The sequence below is a fragment of the Sphaerisporangium viridialbum genome (assembly GCF_049674955.1).
Classification (GTDB): domain Bacteria; phylum Actinomycetota; class Actinomycetes; order Streptosporangiales; family Streptosporangiaceae; genus Sphaerisporangium; species Sphaerisporangium viridialbum.
This window is the reverse complement of sequence record NZ_CP187232.1, coordinates 7,325,964-7,339,997: the sequence shown is the minus strand read 5'-3', so window position 1 is coordinate 7,339,997 and position 14,034 is coordinate 7,325,964. Positions and strand designations below refer to the sequence as shown.

Genomic DNA, 14,034 nt, shown 5'->3' with positions numbered 1-14,034 from the left:
CCGCCCGCCCTCAGGTGGTGGCCGTGACGCGGCCGAGGTTCGGCGGAAGGCCGCCGGCCGAGGGGAAGTCGCCCATCGCCTCCGCGTACACGCCGAGCAGCCGGTCCACGGCGTCGTCCCAGCCGAACCGCGACGCGTGCGCGATCGCCCCCTGCCCGAGCGCCCGCAGGCGCCGGGGCGCCGCCACCAGGTCGCCCAGCACGCGCGCGTACCTGGCTGGATCATGCCCGTCCACGAGCACGCCGGACACACCGTCCCGTACGGCCGTGCGCAGCCCGCCCGCGGCGGCGGCCACCACGGGGACGCCGCACGCCTGGGCCTCCAGCGCGACGAGCCCGAACGTCTCGGCGTGGGAGGGGACGACGACCGCCGTGGCCGCCCGGTACCAGTCGGCCAGCACGGGCTGGGGGCACGGCGGCTCCAGCCGCACGTGGGCGGTGATGCCGAGGGCGGCGGCCACTTCGGCGAGGTGCGACGGGTTCGCCCGCCCGGTCCCGCTCGGCCCGCCCACGACCGCCGCGACGAGGCGCCCTGCCAGCCCCGGATCGTCCTTCAGCATGCGGGCGGTGGCGCGCAGCAGCACGTCCGGGCCCTTGAGCGGCTGCACGCGCCCGGCGAAGAGCAGGAGCACGGCGTCGGCCGGAAGGCCCAGCCTGCGCCGCGCCTCGGCGGGCGAGCCCGGCCGGAAAAGCGACAGGTCGACCCCCGGGTTGATCGTCCGCACGCGGGCCGGGTCGGCTCCGTAGAGCGTGACCAGGTGGTCCGCCTCCTGCACGGTGTTCGCGACGAGCCGGTCGGCGGCGGCCACGACCTCGGTCTCCCCGGTGATGCGGCTCGCGGGCTCGCGCTCGTCGCCGCTCGCGAGCGCGGCGTTCTTGGTCTTCCCCAGCGAGTGCATGGTCTGGACGAGCGGCGCCGCCCACTGCCGGCGGGCCGCGATGCCGACCTGGCCGGACAGCCAGTGGTGCGCGTGGATCAGGTCGTACGCGAGGCCGCCGCCCTCGGCCCGGGGGCTCAGGATCTCTTCGGTGAACCGGCCGACCGTCCCGGGTAACTCCGCCTTGTCCAGCTCGGCGGCGGCGCCCGCGACCACGTGCAACACGCGCACTCCGGGGACCAGCTCCGCCACCGGAGGGGCGTCACGGGCGGTGGCACGGGTGAAGACGTCGACCTCGACGCCCCGCCCGGCCAGGCGCTTGGCGACCTCCACCACGTAGACGTTGAGCCCGCCGGCGTCACCCCCGCCCGGCTGCGCGAAGGGGGAGGTGAGCACGCTGATCGTCGCGATGCGGCGGGGAGAGCGTCGCAGCACGGTACTCACCTTCGATTCGAGATCCCGGAAGGGGGCCTGCGGCTCGCGCCGGATGGCGAGCTCAGGACGCGATCGGTCTCTGTCCCGTTCGGCTCGGCCCCCGATGCCGCTCGCCCCAACGCCGCCCGAATAGGGGCCAGTGCGAGAGAACTTACAGAGACTGAAGAGAAGTCTGCAAGAGATAATGTGAAAACCGCAAAATGATGACAGCGCGGCCGTGTGGCGTCACAGACCGGCACCAGTGGCCATCAGACGGCGGACCACCACTCCGAGCAGCCGATGTTCGGGGAAGTAGCCGAACTGGCGGGAGTCGGCGCCCGCCGGGTTGTCTCCGAGCAACACCAGCCTCCCCGCGGGAACCGCCGACTCGGCGACACCGCGCAGCGCGGGAACGCGATCACGAGGAACGGGATCGCCCGGCAGGGCGACCGCTCGCTTGATGAGATGGGGGATGACGGTTCCGGCCGGGACCGCCGCCGCCGATCGGTCCGGGGGGCGCATGACGACGACGTCGCCGGCCTGGATCCGGTGGAGGCGTACCCGCCGCACCAGGACCCGATCTCCGGTGCGGAAGGTGGGCTCCATGCTGCCGCCCACGACGGTCACCACCACGAAACCCCTGCGGAGCCACAGGGCGACGCCGGCGGCCAGGAAGCAACCTGCGGCCAGAGCCGCGACGGCGGTCATGGCGCTCCTCCGACCGTCAGCGAGTCGTCCTGGTACCCCGATGCCTGTAGCCGGAAGAGGCGGGCGTAGGCGCCCTCCGCGGCCATCAGGGCCTCATGGCGGCCCGACTCCGTGATCACACCGTCGTCGAGCACGGCTATCGCGTCGGCCGTCCGGACGGCGTCGAGCCGGTGGGAGATGAGCAGGCTGGTGCGGTTCGCGCGGTGGCGCCGCGAGATCACGGAAGACGGTGAGATCGAGCTCGCCGTCGAGAACGGAGACGAGATATCCGGGGTGGCGTCCGACGAGGCGCTGAGACCGCGATCGGTCGACGAGCAGGTGGCGCAGCCGGGAGGTGTAGGTGCGAACGTTGGCGACCGCGGACCGCGGAGCGGCCCCGTCCCAGATCGCGGGGACGAGGCGCTCGACGGGGACCACCCGGTTGGGCTCAAGGGAGGAGCGCGGTCAGCAGGTTCCGCTGTTTGGCGGGATCGAGGGGCAATGGTACGTCGTCGCGGTGAACCTCAAGCGGTCCGAGGATGCGGAATCCCACGCCATCAGACCCCTTCGAGGGGGCCACTGGCTTTAGCCGGTGGGGGAATCGAAGGCCCCTTCGGGAGGGCCCGGCGTAGCCGGGACGGCCGCCCGGCACGCATTGTGCCGGGTTCAGTGGGAACCGCTCTCATATACAGGCGGTGTCTGCATACTAGGCGTGTGGTTGTGACCAGGACGGTTCGCCGGTTCTCCGGCGGCGTGTACGACCTCGGGCTGCACGTGGTGTGGTGTCCGAAATACCGCCGTCCGGTACTCGGCGGACGGGTCGCCTCACGCCTGGAGGAACTGATCCGGGCCAAGGCTGACGAGCACGGGTGGGAGATCATCGCCCTGGAGGTGATGCCCGACCACGTGCATCTGTTCGTCAAGCACGACCCGAAGTCGTCGGCGTCGTACGTGGCCAACCAGTTCAAGGGCTTCACCTCCCGTGTCCTGCGGGCGGAGTTCCCGCACCTGAAATCGAAGCTGCCCACCCTGTGGTCCTCGTCGTACTTCGCCGCCTCGGTGGGTGCCGTGAGCGCCGACACGGTGCAGCGGTACATCCAGACGCAGTGGGAGCGTCCGTGGAAGAAGGAGCAGGGGGAGCGGGCGTGATCCGCGCGTACAAGTTCCTTCTTCGCCCCACAGCCCGTCAGGCGCAGGCTCTGACTGAGATGCTGCGGGATCACTGCTCGCTGTACAACGCAGCGCTTCAAGAGCGCCGGGATGCCTACCGGCACGTCTCGAAGACCACCGTCCGGTACGGGGACCAGTCGGCCCAGTTGAAGGAGATCCGGGCGTTCGATCCTGAGCGTCAGGGTCGCTGGTCGTTCTCCTGCCAGCAGGCAACGCTTCGGCGTCTGGACAAGGCGTTCGCCGCGTTCTTCCGCCGGGTCAAGGCCGGGGAGAAGCCCGGATACCCGCGTTTCAAGGGCGTCGGGCACTTCGACACCGTCGAGTTCCCCAAGGACGGCGACGGCTGCCGCTGGGACTCCCAGCCGCACGACACCCAGACCCGTGTGCGCCTCCAGGGCGTCGGGCAGGTGCGCGTGCACCAGCACCGGCCCGTGCGTGGCAAGGTGAAGACGATCAGTGTCAAGCGGGAAGGCCGCCAGTGGTACCTCATCCTCTCCTGTGATGACGTCCCCGCCGAACCCCTGCCTGCCACCGGCAGCATCGTCGGTATCGACATGGGCACTGTGCACTTCTTCACCGACTCCAACGGCGAGCACAAGGACAACCCGCGCTTTGTGGAGTCGATGGCCGAGGAACTGGCTGCCGCCCAGCGGCACCTGGACACCTTCCCCAAGCGCACCCGCAAGCGGACGAAAAAGCACCGGGCGGCCGCCCGGAAAGTCGCCAGACTGCACGGCAAGATCCGGCGCCGGCGTCTCGACCACCACCACAAGACCGCGCTCGCGCTCGTTCGAGAGAATGACGCGATCGCCCACGAGCGGCTGAACACGGCGGGCATGACCAAGGCGCCCGCACCCAAGCCCGACCCCGAGCAAGAGGGCGCGTTCCTGCCCAATGGCTCCGCCGCCAAGGCCGGGCTGAACCGCAGCATCCTCGACGCGGGTTGGGGGCTGTTCCTCCAGATCCTGGCGAACAAGGCTGAAAGCGCCGGTCGCCGAGTGATCCCGGTGGACGCCCGCAACACCTCCCGCACCTGCCCGCCCTCCGCCGGAGGATGCGGGCACGTCGCGAAGGAGAACCGCGTCACCCAAGCAAAGTTCGAGTGCGTCAAGTGCGGGTTCGTCGAGAACGCCGACCGCGTGGCCGCGCTGAACGTCCTCAACAGGGCCGGGCTGGTCCTCTGCGCGGCGGCTTAGCCACCGACGCAGGAAGCCCGCGCGTTTACGCGTGGGTGGAGTCACTGACCTCCCGTGGCGAGTACGGCTTGCGCCATGGGCGCAAGCCGTACGTCGTTTCCCGGAGCGGACGACGAGAACGGGCTAGCCGATGCGGAGCCAGACGGCCGTGTCGGAGGGGAGCAGGTCCCCCTCCAAGGGGCCGCTCGCGAGGAGCACGCCCTCGTGGGGCGGCAGCGCGACCGGGTCGGGGTTGAAGTTGACCACGCAGGCGAGCCCGGACTCACGGGCGAAGGCCAGCACGCCGTCCTCGGAGTCGAGCCAGCGCATCGAGCCGTCACCGAGCTCGGCCCGCCGGATCCGCAGCGCGGTCCGGTAGAGGCAGAGCATGGAGTTCGAGTCGGCGGCCTGGGACTCGGCCGTCAGGGCCTTCCAGGAGGCGGGCTGGGGCAGCCAGGGCTCACCGGTGCTGTAGCCGAAGGGGGACTCCTGGCCCGACCACGGCAGCGGCACCCGGCAGCCGTCCCGGCCGGGAACGGTGTGCTTGGACCGGGTCCAGATGGGGTCCTCGCGAAGCTCGTCCGGGATGTCGTCGACCTCGGGCAGGCCGAGCTCCTCGCCCTGGTAGACGTAGACGCTGCCGGGCAGGGACATCGCCAGCAGCGCCGCGGCCCGGGCCCTGCGCTCGCCGAGCACCAGGTCCGAGGGGGCGCCGTCCCTGCGCTCTGCATGGTCGAAGGACGTCACCTCCCTGCCGTACTTGGTCACGGGGCGCGGGACGTCGTGGTTGGACAGCACCCAGGTCGGCGGGGCGCTGATCGGCACGTGCGTGGCCAGCGTCAGGTCGATCGACGCGCGCAGCTCGTCCGCGTCCCACGGGCGGGCCATGAAGTCGAAGTTGAACGCGGTGTGCATCTCGTCGGGACGCAGGTAGAGCGCGAAGCGCTCCTGGTCGGGCAGCCAGACCTCGCCGATGAGGATGCGCTCGCCGTACTCGTCGGCGATCTGCCGCCAGCCCCGGTAGATCTCGTGCACGGCGTCGTGGTCGGTGTAGGACTCCTCGACGCTGCTGAAGTCCTTGATCAGCACGGCCGCGGAGTCGATGCGGATGCCGTCCACGCCGCGGTCGAACCAGAAGCGCAGCACGTCGTGGAACTCCTCGACGACCTCCGGGTTGCTCCAGTTGAAGTCGGGCTGCTCGGGGGCGAACAGGTGGAGGTACCACTGCCCGTCGGCCACCTGGGTCCAGGCCGGGCCGCCGAAGATGGACTTCCAGTCGTTCGGCGGCAGGTCACCCCGGCCGTCGGCGAACCAGAACCGCGCCCGCTCCGTAGAGCCGGGGGCGGCGGCCAGCGCCTGGACGAACCATTCCTGCTGGTCGGAGCCGTGGTTGGGGACGATGTCGATGATCGTCTTGATGCCCAGCGCGTGCGACTCCTGGATGAACTTCTCCGCCTCGGCCAGCGTGCCGAAGGACGGCTCGATGTCGCGGTAGTCGGCGACGTCGTAGCCGCCGTCCGCCATCGGGGAGGGGTACCAGGGATTGAGCCAGATCGCGTCGACACCGAGATCGGAGAGGTAGGGCAAGCGGGACCGCAGTCCAGCCAGGTCGCCGATGCCGTCGCCGTTGCCGTCGGCGAAGCTTCGCAGGTAGACCTGGTAGATCGCGGCTCCCCGCCACCACGTTTCGGACATGCTGGAGTCTCTCCCTTACAGATTCGGTGTGCGGCTCGCGCCGTTTCGATGGACGGCCCGGGTCGCTGCGTGTACGGCGCGAGCGGCATGGTGTTCGGCCGGCGCGTCGTTTTCCTGGAGGGCCGGCGTGGCTTGGGCGGAGGGCTCGCGCCGTCTGCGGAGGCCGGCGTGGCTCCGGCGCACGGCGCGCCCGCTCATCCCTTGAGGCTTCCGGCGGTGAGACCCGCCATGATGCTCCGCTGGAAGACGAAGAAGACCACGATCGCCGGGATGCTCGCGATGACCAGCGCCGCCATGAGCACGTTCTGCGGCATCTGGGCCGACAGCGAGGAGATGCCAACGCTGATCGACATCTTGTCGCTGTCGGGCAGCACCAGCAGCGGCCAGACGAAGTCCTTCCAGACGGTCACGACCGACAGGATGGACACCACTCCGATGATCGGCCGGGACACCGGCAGCACGATCGACCACAGGATCCTGAACGGGGTGGCGCCGTCGATCTCGGCGGCCTCCAGCAGTTCCTTGGGGATCGAGTCGAAGAACCGCTTGAGCAGGAAGATGTAGAACCCGTTGGCGGCGGCGGGCAGCCAGATCGCCCACGGGGTGTTCAACAGGTTCCAGCCGAGGATCGGAAGGTCCTTGACGGTCAGGTACGCCGGCAGCAGGATCACCATCGGCGGGATCATCAGCGTGGCGAGCATCAGGCCGAGGATCGCCTTGCCGAGCACCGGCCGCAGCTTCGACAGGGCGTAGGCCGCCGTGACGTCGATGGCCAGGGTGAACAGCCACGCGCCCGCGGCGTAGATGACCGTGTTGCGCAGGAACAGGCCCAGGTCGAGCTGGTCCCACGCCTCCTTGTACACGCTCCAGTCGATCGACGTGGGGAAGAACGACGGCGGGATCTGGGCGAGCTCGTCGGAGGACTTCAGCGCCCCGGTGACCATCCAGTACAGGGGGAAGACGAAGATCGCGGTGAAGCTCACGACCACCGTCACGAGAACGATCCAGTAGACGACGCGCCCCCGCCGGGTGTTCAGCGTGTGCGGCGAGACCAGGCCCCTGAACTGGCGTTCCATCTTCTTCTTCGGCGCGCGGGATCGGCGCGCCTTTCCGTGACCGGACGCCGGTGGGGGGACGAGGCGAACGGGACGGTTCGACTCGACGCCACTGCTCGACGACTCAACTGTGCTGTGCGACATCGATGCCCTCCCTCCTAGATCTGGTTGTCCCGCGAGACACGCAGGTAGACGGCGGAGAACACCATCAGCACGAGCATGAGCATGAGCCCCAGCGCGCCGCCGCCGCCGAAGTTCCCGAAGCTGAAGGCGTACTGGTACATGAGATAGGCGACGGTGACCGTCGCGTTCTCCGGGCCGCCGCCGGTGAGCAGGTACGGCTCGATGAACACCTGCATGGTGGCGACGATCTGCAGCAGCAGCATCACCAGCAGGATGAGCTTGGTCTGGGGGATGGTGACGTGCCACACCCGCTTGAACAGCCCCGCGCCGTCGAGCTCGGCCGCCTCGTACAGCTCGCTCGGGATGCTCTGCAGCGCCGCCAGGTAGATCAGCGTGCCGGTGCCGAGGTTCATCCAGGTCGAGACGATGACGAGCGACAGCAGGGCGGTGCTCGTGGAGTCCAGCCACGCGAGCGGGGGCAGGTGCACCATGCTGAGGATCTGGTTGAAGAGCCCGGGTCCCGGGTCGTAGAACCACTTGAACAGCAGGACCGCGACGGCCGGCGGCAGCATCACGGGCAGGTAGACGACGAACCTGAGGTAGGCCTTGGCGTGCCTGAGCTCGTTGAGCACGATGGCGGCGACGAACGGCACCACGTATCCGATGATGAGCGCGAGGCCGGTGAACTCGGCGGTGTTGAGCCAGGCCGGCCCGAACGCCGAGTCCTCGGTCACCGTCTGGAAGTTGTCCAGGCCGACCCACTCGGGCGGCCCGACGAAGTTCGTCTTCTGGAAGCTGAGCAGGAACTCCCGCACCATCGGGTACCAGGAGAAGAACGCGAAGCAGATCAGCGCCCCGCAGAGGAAGCCGTACGCCGTCAGATTGCGGCGCAGGCCGCGCCGCACCGCCCCCGGGGTGCGCCGCCGTCCCCTCGCGGTCATTGTGGTCATCGGTTGGACTCCTGATCTCGACGTGACCGGCGGGGTGCCGGCCTACTGGCCGGCACCCCGGGCTCAAAGGTCAGCTGGACTTCGCCAGCACGTTGTTGGCCTTCTTCTCCGCGTCAGAGAGGAGCTGGTCGATGTTGGCGTCCTTCCTGGTCAGCACCGCGGACATGGCCGTGTCGAGAATCGCGTAGATCTCCTGCGCCTTCGGCGGCTCCAGCTTGAACTGGACACCGGCGTTGGCGTCGACGTACGTCTGGAAGTGATCCACGGGAATCGTCGCGAACTGCTTGCGCAGCTCCTGGATCTTCTTGCCCGGCTCGGTGTTGCCGAACAGGTCGATGTCCGGCAGTCCGACCGGCAGCCCGTCGGCCTTGGCCCGCTCGAAGTTGAACTGGCCCTGGCCGGGGGTCAGGAACTTGTACTCCAGCCACTGGAGCCCGGCCTTGATCTGGTCGGGGCTGGCCTTGGGGTTGAACATGTAGCCGTCGCCGCCGCTGAGGGACTGGGTGGCCTCCGGCATCCCCGTGACGCCGTAGTCCTCGAACTTGCCCTTGAAGGTGTTGTTCACCTCCTTGACCACGTCGGGAGCGCCGATCATCATGCCGAGCTTTCCGCTGCCCATCATCCGCATCAGGTCTTCCCAGCGCAGCAGCTGCTTGGTGCCCATGCTGTTGTCGGTCCAGCGCATCGTCTTGAGGTTGTCAAGGACGGCCTTGCCCTGGGGGCTGTTGAAGGCCGCGGTCTTGCCGTCGGCGCTGACCATCTCGCCGCCGCGACCGTACAGGGAGGAGGTGAAGTGCCAGCCGCCGGTGTTGCCGGCGCTGTACTCGCCGTACCCGACGTAGCCGGGGCCGAGCGCGGCGATCTTCTTGGCCGCCGCCTGGACGTCGGCCCAGGTCTTCGGCGGGGCCTCGGGGTCCAGGCCGGCCTGGGTGAACAGCTTGCGGTTGTACACGAGCCCCGTCGAGTAGTTGACCCTCGGAAGGCCGTAGGTCTTGTCGCCGCTCTTGAAGACGCTCATGACGTCAGGACGGATGTCCTTCAGAGCGGGGACACTGTCGAGGTACGGCGTGATGTCCGCCGCCTGCCCCGAGGCGATGATCTTCTGGACGTCGGTGTAGTAGACGTAGAAGAGGTCCTCCATCTCCCCGCCGGCCAGCTTGGCCTGGAACGTCTCGGGAACGATGCAGGGGAAGGCGTCCTTGCCCTGGACCGTGACGTTCGGGTGCAGCTTCTGGAACGCCGCGACGTCCGCGTCCCACTGGGCCGCTTCCTTCGGGTTGTTCTTCGGAGGCTTGCAGCCGACCGTGATGGTCACGGGGGCATCGGCAGCGGGAGCTGAGGCGCCGGACGACGAGGCGCCGTCAGGGGTGCTGCCGGCGTCGCTGCCGCATCCGGCAGCGGCAAGTGCGATGCCTGCACTGAGCAGGATCGCAAGGTTTCGGGGTTTCATGGATGTTTCCCTCCTGGACTGCCCCCGACTACGAGGCTCAAGACTGGTACAGCTTCGCGAACCGGTTGGGAGCAACATATAGAGACAGACATATGTCAGCAAGAGTCCGTCGTGCATGATGCAAAAAAGTGACAGTGCGCCGATCGGTACGGCGATGTGACCTTGACGTCACGGGAGCGAGGTGACGTGGCACATCTCCACCTGGGAAGGGGGAAGACCGCCCACCGGGGCGGAGGTCTGACGGTGGGCGGTGAAGTCCTCGGACCCGCTCATGTGGTGCTCGACCTGAGCTAGTCGCGTGCCTTGACGGGGCCGGTCGAGCCGCGGACGACCAACTCGGGCTCGAACAGCAGCTCCTCGGCGGTGACCGAGCCGCCGTCGATCTGGTTGACCAGCAGGGTGACCGCCGTCCTGCCGATCGCCTCTATGGGCTGGCGCACGGTGGTCAGCGGCGGGTTCGTACAGTTCATGAACGAGGAGTCGTCGAAGCCGACCACCGAGATGTCCTCGGGCACCGACATGCCGAGCCGGCGCACCGCCCGCAGGACGCCGAGGGCCAGCACGTCGCTGGCGCAGATGATGCCGGTGATCCCGCTCTTGACCAGCCGGGTCGCCACCGCCTGGCCTCCCTCCAGGGAGAACAGGCTGCGCTCGACCGAGTCGGGGCCGCAGTCCAGCCCGGCCCTGCGCGCCTCGGCCTCGAAGGCCTCGAGCTTCCGCTGCGAGGGGACGTGGTCGTCGGGGCCGAGCACCATGCCGATGCGCGTGTGCCCGAGCGAGGTCAGGTGGCCGAAGGCCTGCTCCACCGCCACCACGTCGTCGGTGGCCAGGCAGGGGAAGCTCAGCTCGCTGATCGCCGCGTTGACCAGCACCGCGGGCAGCCGCAGGTCGAGCAGCCTGAAGTAGTGCTCGTGGGGGGCGTCGGTCTCCATGTAGTGCCCGCCGGCGAAGACCATGCCGGAGACCTGCTGTTCGAGCAGCATCTCCACGTAGTCGGACTCCGAGAGGCCGCCCGCGGTGCGCGTGCAGAGCACGGGCGTGAACCCGCGCTGCGCGAGCGCGCCGCCGACGACCTCGGCGAGCGCGGGGAAGATCGGGTTGCCCAGCTCGGGAAGGACCAGCCCCACCAGCCGGGCGCGCTCCCCTCGAAGCTGTGTAGGACGCTCGTAACCGAGCACGTCGAGCGCCGTCAGCACCGCCGCCCGGGTCGCGTCGGAGACCCCCGGCTTGCCGTTGAGTACACGGCTCACCGTGGCCTCGCTGACCCCGACCTTCTTAGCGACCTCCGCCAGCCGACGTGTCGTCGAGCGCGGGGCCGCAGTATCGCTTGTCACGGTCGCAAATATACGTCAAACAGGTGCAAACGGTTTGCGCCTGGGCGGCCCGAATGTTCTGGTAGGCCGTGGTGGACCCTCTTGAAAGCGTTTCATCGCCCGGTGGTACGGAAAATGCCGTGATCTAGTCGTGACCTTGCACGTTTCCGTCGAAACATTGCGGTTATCTGTGCGTCATCTTATGGTGTGGGCAGTTCCGCCGGGCAAGCGACGGTCCGCGCGTCCCTGACCGCGAAGCGTCCGGCTCTTCGCTTTTCGCAGAAGGGTCCAGTCGATGAAGAAGACCGGCAGGCTACACGCCTGGACGATCGCCACGGTCGTGGCACTTGCAGCGGGGGCGGTCTCGGTCCCGCTCATGTCGTCGGGTGCGGTGGCGGCCACCGCGGTCGACTCACCCTGGGACTTCGCCGGGCGCGGGGCCAGCGTGCCCTTCACCGAGTTCGAGGCCGAAGACACGGCGCACGCTACCACGAACGGCCAGGTCATCGGCCCGGACCGCGTCTACACGCACCTCCCCTCCGAGGCGTCGGGCCGCAGGGCGGTGACGCTCGGCGGGGCCGGCCAGTACGTGGAGTTCGCCCTCACCAAGCCCGCCAACGCGATGTCGCTGCGCTACAGCGTGCCGGACAACGCCGCAGGAACCGGCCAGAACACCACCGCCGACCTGCGAGTCAACGGCACGCACCTGAAGGACCTCGCCCTCACCTCGCGGTACGGCTGGTACTACGGCGGCTATCCCTTCGGCAACAACCCGGGAGCCGGGAACCCGCACCACTTCTACGACGAGACGCGGACCATGTTCGGGTCCACGCTCGCCGCGGGCGCCAAGGTCCGGGTGCAGTCCAACGGCGGCATCCCGATCACCGTCGACCTGGCGGACTTCGAGGTCGTCCCCGGCCCGATCGCCCGGCCCGCCGGGTCGCTGTCGGTCGACGACTTCGGCGCCGCGCGCAACGGCACCACCGACTCCACGGCCGCCTTCCAGGCCGCGGTGGACGCCGGCAAGGCCCAGGGCAAGGTCGTCTACATCCCCGAGGGCACCTACACCCTGTGGAACCACGTGATCGTCGACGGCGTGACCCTGGCCGGGGCCGGTCCCTGGTACAGCGTGCTGACCGGGCGCCACCCCACCCAGCGCAACCTGGCGGCGGGCATCTACGGCAAGTACGTCAACAACGGCGGCCCGAGCCGCAACGTCACGCTCAAGGACTTCGCCATCATGGGCGAGATCACCGAGCGTGAGGACAACGACCAGGTGAACGCCCTCGGCGGCGCGATGTCCAACTCCACCGTCGACAACCTGTGGCTCCAGCACACCAAGGTCGGTGCCTGGATGGACGGCCCGATGGACAACTTCACCATCAAGAACAGCCGCATCCTGGACCAGACCGCCGACGGCGTGAACTTCCACATCGGCGTGACCAACTCGACGGTGACCAACACTTTCGTGCGCAACACCGGTGACGACGGTCTCGCGATGTGGCCGGAGAACGTGGCGAACGTCAACAACTCGTTCACGCACAACACGGTGATCCTGCCGATCCTGGCGAACAACATCGTCACCTACGGCGGCAGGGACATCAAGATCACCGACAACGTGGTCAGCGACACGATCTCCAACGGCGGCGGCATCCACATCGCCAACCGCTACCCGGGCGTCAACTCCGGCCAGGGCACCGCGGTCGCCGGCACGATCACCGTGGCCCGCAACACGCTGCTCAGAGCCGGCAACTCCGACTACAACTGGAACTTCGGCGTCGGCGCGCTGTGGTTCGACGGGCTGAACGAGCCGGTGAACGCGACGATCAACGTCACCGACACCGACATCCTGGACAGCTCGTACGCCGCCATCCACTTCATCGAGGGCAGCACCAAGACCGTCAACTTCACCAACGTGCGGATCGACGGCACCGGCACGTACATGATCCAGGCGCAGTCGCCTGCGACCGCGAACTTCACCAACGTCAGCGCCGCCCACATCGGCGCGGGGGTCGCGATCCACAACTGCGTCGGCACCGGGCTCGTCATCACCCAGGGCGCCGGGAACACCGGCTGGAGCCCGAGCTCCTCCACCTGCACCGGCCAGTGGCCCGCGCCGAACTACATCTATCCCGGCGGTGGCGGCAACACCACCCCGACCCCCACGCCGACCGGCCCCACTCCGACCCCCACGCCGACGCCCTGCTCGCCCGGCACGGGTGACGTGGCCCGGGGCAAGACGGTGACGGCCACGAGCCAGAACCAGGGCTTCGCGGCGCCGAACGCGGTGGACGGCGACGTGAACAGCTACTGGGAGTCGGCCAGCAACGCCTTCCCGCAGTTGATCACCGTGGATCTGTGCGGGATCGTCTCGGCGCGCAGTGTGGTGCTGAAGCTGCCCCCGCCTGGGGCATGGGCCACCCGCACGCAGACGATCGCGGTCCACGGCTCAACGGACGGCACCAACTGGACGCCGCTCTCGGCCGCCGCGGGGCGTACGTTCGACCCGGCCTCGGGCAACACGGCGACGATCACGTTCCCCGCGACCAACGTCAGGTACGTGCGGCTGACCTTCACCGGCAACACCGGCTGGCCCGCCGCGCAGCTCTCCTCGTTCGAGGTGTACGCCACCGGAGGCCCGGACCCGACGCCGACCCCCACGCCCACCCCGACCCCGACTCCCACCCCTCCCTCGGGCAACCTGGCACGCGGCAAGGCGACCAGCGAAAGCGGTCACTCCGACGTGTACGGGTCGGGCAATGTGGTCGACGGCAACGCCGGCACTTACTGGGAGAGCGTGAACAACGCCTGGCCCCAGACGGTGACGGTCGACCTCGGCACCGCGACCGGCGTCGGCCGGGTGGTGCTCAAGCTGCCGCCGGCGGCCTCCTGGGCGACCCGCACGCAGACGCTCTCGGTTCTGGGATCCACCAACGGGTCCTCCTACAGCACCGTGAAGGGCTCCGCCGCCTACACCTTCAACCCGGCCACCGGTAACACGGCCACGATCACCTTCCCCGCGACCAGCCAGCGCTACCTGCGCCTGAGCTTCACGGGGAACACGGGCTGGCCCGCCGGCCAGCTCTCCGAGTTCGAGGTCTACGCCTCCTGACGAGGCCGTCGTC

General features: G+C 68.8%; 11 protein-coding genes. 3 read left to right on the top strand and 8 right to left on the bottom strand.

The annotated features are described in order from the left end of the window. Window positions 1-10 precede the first annotated feature (10 nt). The 3 genes from mshA to ACOZ38_RS33130 form a co-directional block, all read right to left on the bottom strand. Window positions 11-1,312 carry a D-inositol-3-phosphate glycosyltransferase gene (gene mshA / locus ACOZ38_RS33140; RefSeq protein WP_424534997.1) on the bottom strand — a complete coding sequence of 434 codons (1,302 nt, stop codon included), beginning with the start codon at window positions 1,310-1,312 and terminating at the stop codon, window positions 11-13. Window positions 1,313-1,537: 225 nt separating this feature from the next. Continuing rightward, window positions 1,538-1,999: a signal peptidase I gene (gene lepB, locus ACOZ38_RS33135; RefSeq protein WP_424534996.1), complete on the bottom strand. Its 462-nt coding sequence runs from the start codon at window positions 1,997-1,999 to the stop codon at window positions 1,538-1,540. Next, window positions 1,996-2,220 (bottom strand): hypothetical protein, encoded by a 225-nt coding sequence (locus tag ACOZ38_RS33130; protein WP_424534995.1) that lies wholly within the window; start codon window positions 2,218-2,220, stop codon window positions 1,996-1,998. Before ACOZ38_RS33130 ends, lepB begins: the two co-directional genes overlap by 4 nt. 478 nt (window positions 2,221-2,698) lie before the next feature. Here ACOZ38_RS33130 and tnpA point away from each other — a divergent pair, with 478 nt between their 5' ends. Together tnpA and ACOZ38_RS33120 are read left to right on the top strand one after the other, a co-directional pair. Beyond that, window positions 2,699-3,127 carry an IS200/IS605 family transposase gene (tnpA, locus tag ACOZ38_RS33125; protein WP_424534994.1) on the top strand — a complete coding sequence of 143 codons (429 nt, stop codon included), beginning with the start codon at window positions 2,699-2,701 and terminating at the stop codon, window positions 3,125-3,127. Next, window positions 3,097-4,344, top strand: coding sequence for an RNA-guided endonuclease InsQ/TnpB family protein (locus ACOZ38_RS33120; protein WP_424534993.1), 1,248 nt, complete (start codon window positions 3,097-3,099; stop codon window positions 4,342-4,344). The genes tnpA and ACOZ38_RS33120 overlap by 31 nt, the downstream gene beginning before the upstream one ends. 123 nt (window positions 4,345-4,467) lie before the next feature. Here the strand turns inward: ACOZ38_RS33120 and ACOZ38_RS33115 are convergent, their stop codons facing one another. From ACOZ38_RS33115 to ACOZ38_RS33095, 5 genes are all read right to left on the bottom strand, one after another. Beyond that, entirely contained in the window at window positions 4,468-6,018 is a 1,551-nt protein-coding gene (locus tag ACOZ38_RS33115; RefSeq protein ID WP_424534992.1) for a glycoside hydrolase family 13 protein, read from the bottom strand. 194 nt (window positions 6,019-6,212) lie between these two features. Further along, window positions 6,213-7,094, bottom strand: coding sequence for a carbohydrate ABC transporter permease (locus tag ACOZ38_RS33110; protein WP_424534991.1), 882 nt, complete (start codon window positions 7,092-7,094; stop codon window positions 6,213-6,215). 137 nt (window positions 7,095-7,231) lie between these two features. Beyond that, window positions 7,232-8,146 (bottom strand): carbohydrate ABC transporter permease, encoded by a 915-nt coding sequence (locus tag ACOZ38_RS33105; RefSeq protein WP_405139722.1) that lies wholly within the window; start codon window positions 8,144-8,146, stop codon window positions 7,232-7,234. A gap of 70 nt (window positions 8,147-8,216) precedes the next feature. Beyond that, complete coding sequence (locus ACOZ38_RS33100; protein ID WP_424534990.1) at window positions 8,217-9,596, bottom strand: ABC transporter substrate-binding protein; 1,380 nt, start codon at window positions 9,594-9,596, stop codon at window positions 8,217-8,219. Window positions 9,597-9,886: 290 nt separating this feature from the next. Beyond that, window positions 9,887-10,930, bottom strand: a complete 1,044-nt coding sequence (locus ACOZ38_RS33095) for a LacI family DNA-binding transcriptional regulator (protein WP_405139718.1) — start codon at window positions 10,928-10,930, stop codon at window positions 9,887-9,889. Window positions 10,931-11,204: 274 nt separating this feature from the next. Here ACOZ38_RS33095 and ACOZ38_RS33090 point away from each other — a divergent pair, with 274 nt between their 5' ends. Further along, complete coding sequence (locus ACOZ38_RS33090; protein WP_424534989.1) at window positions 11,205-14,021, top strand: discoidin domain-containing protein; 2,817 nt, start codon at window positions 11,205-11,207, stop codon at window positions 14,019-14,021. Window positions 14,022-14,034: the final 13 nt, after the last annotated feature.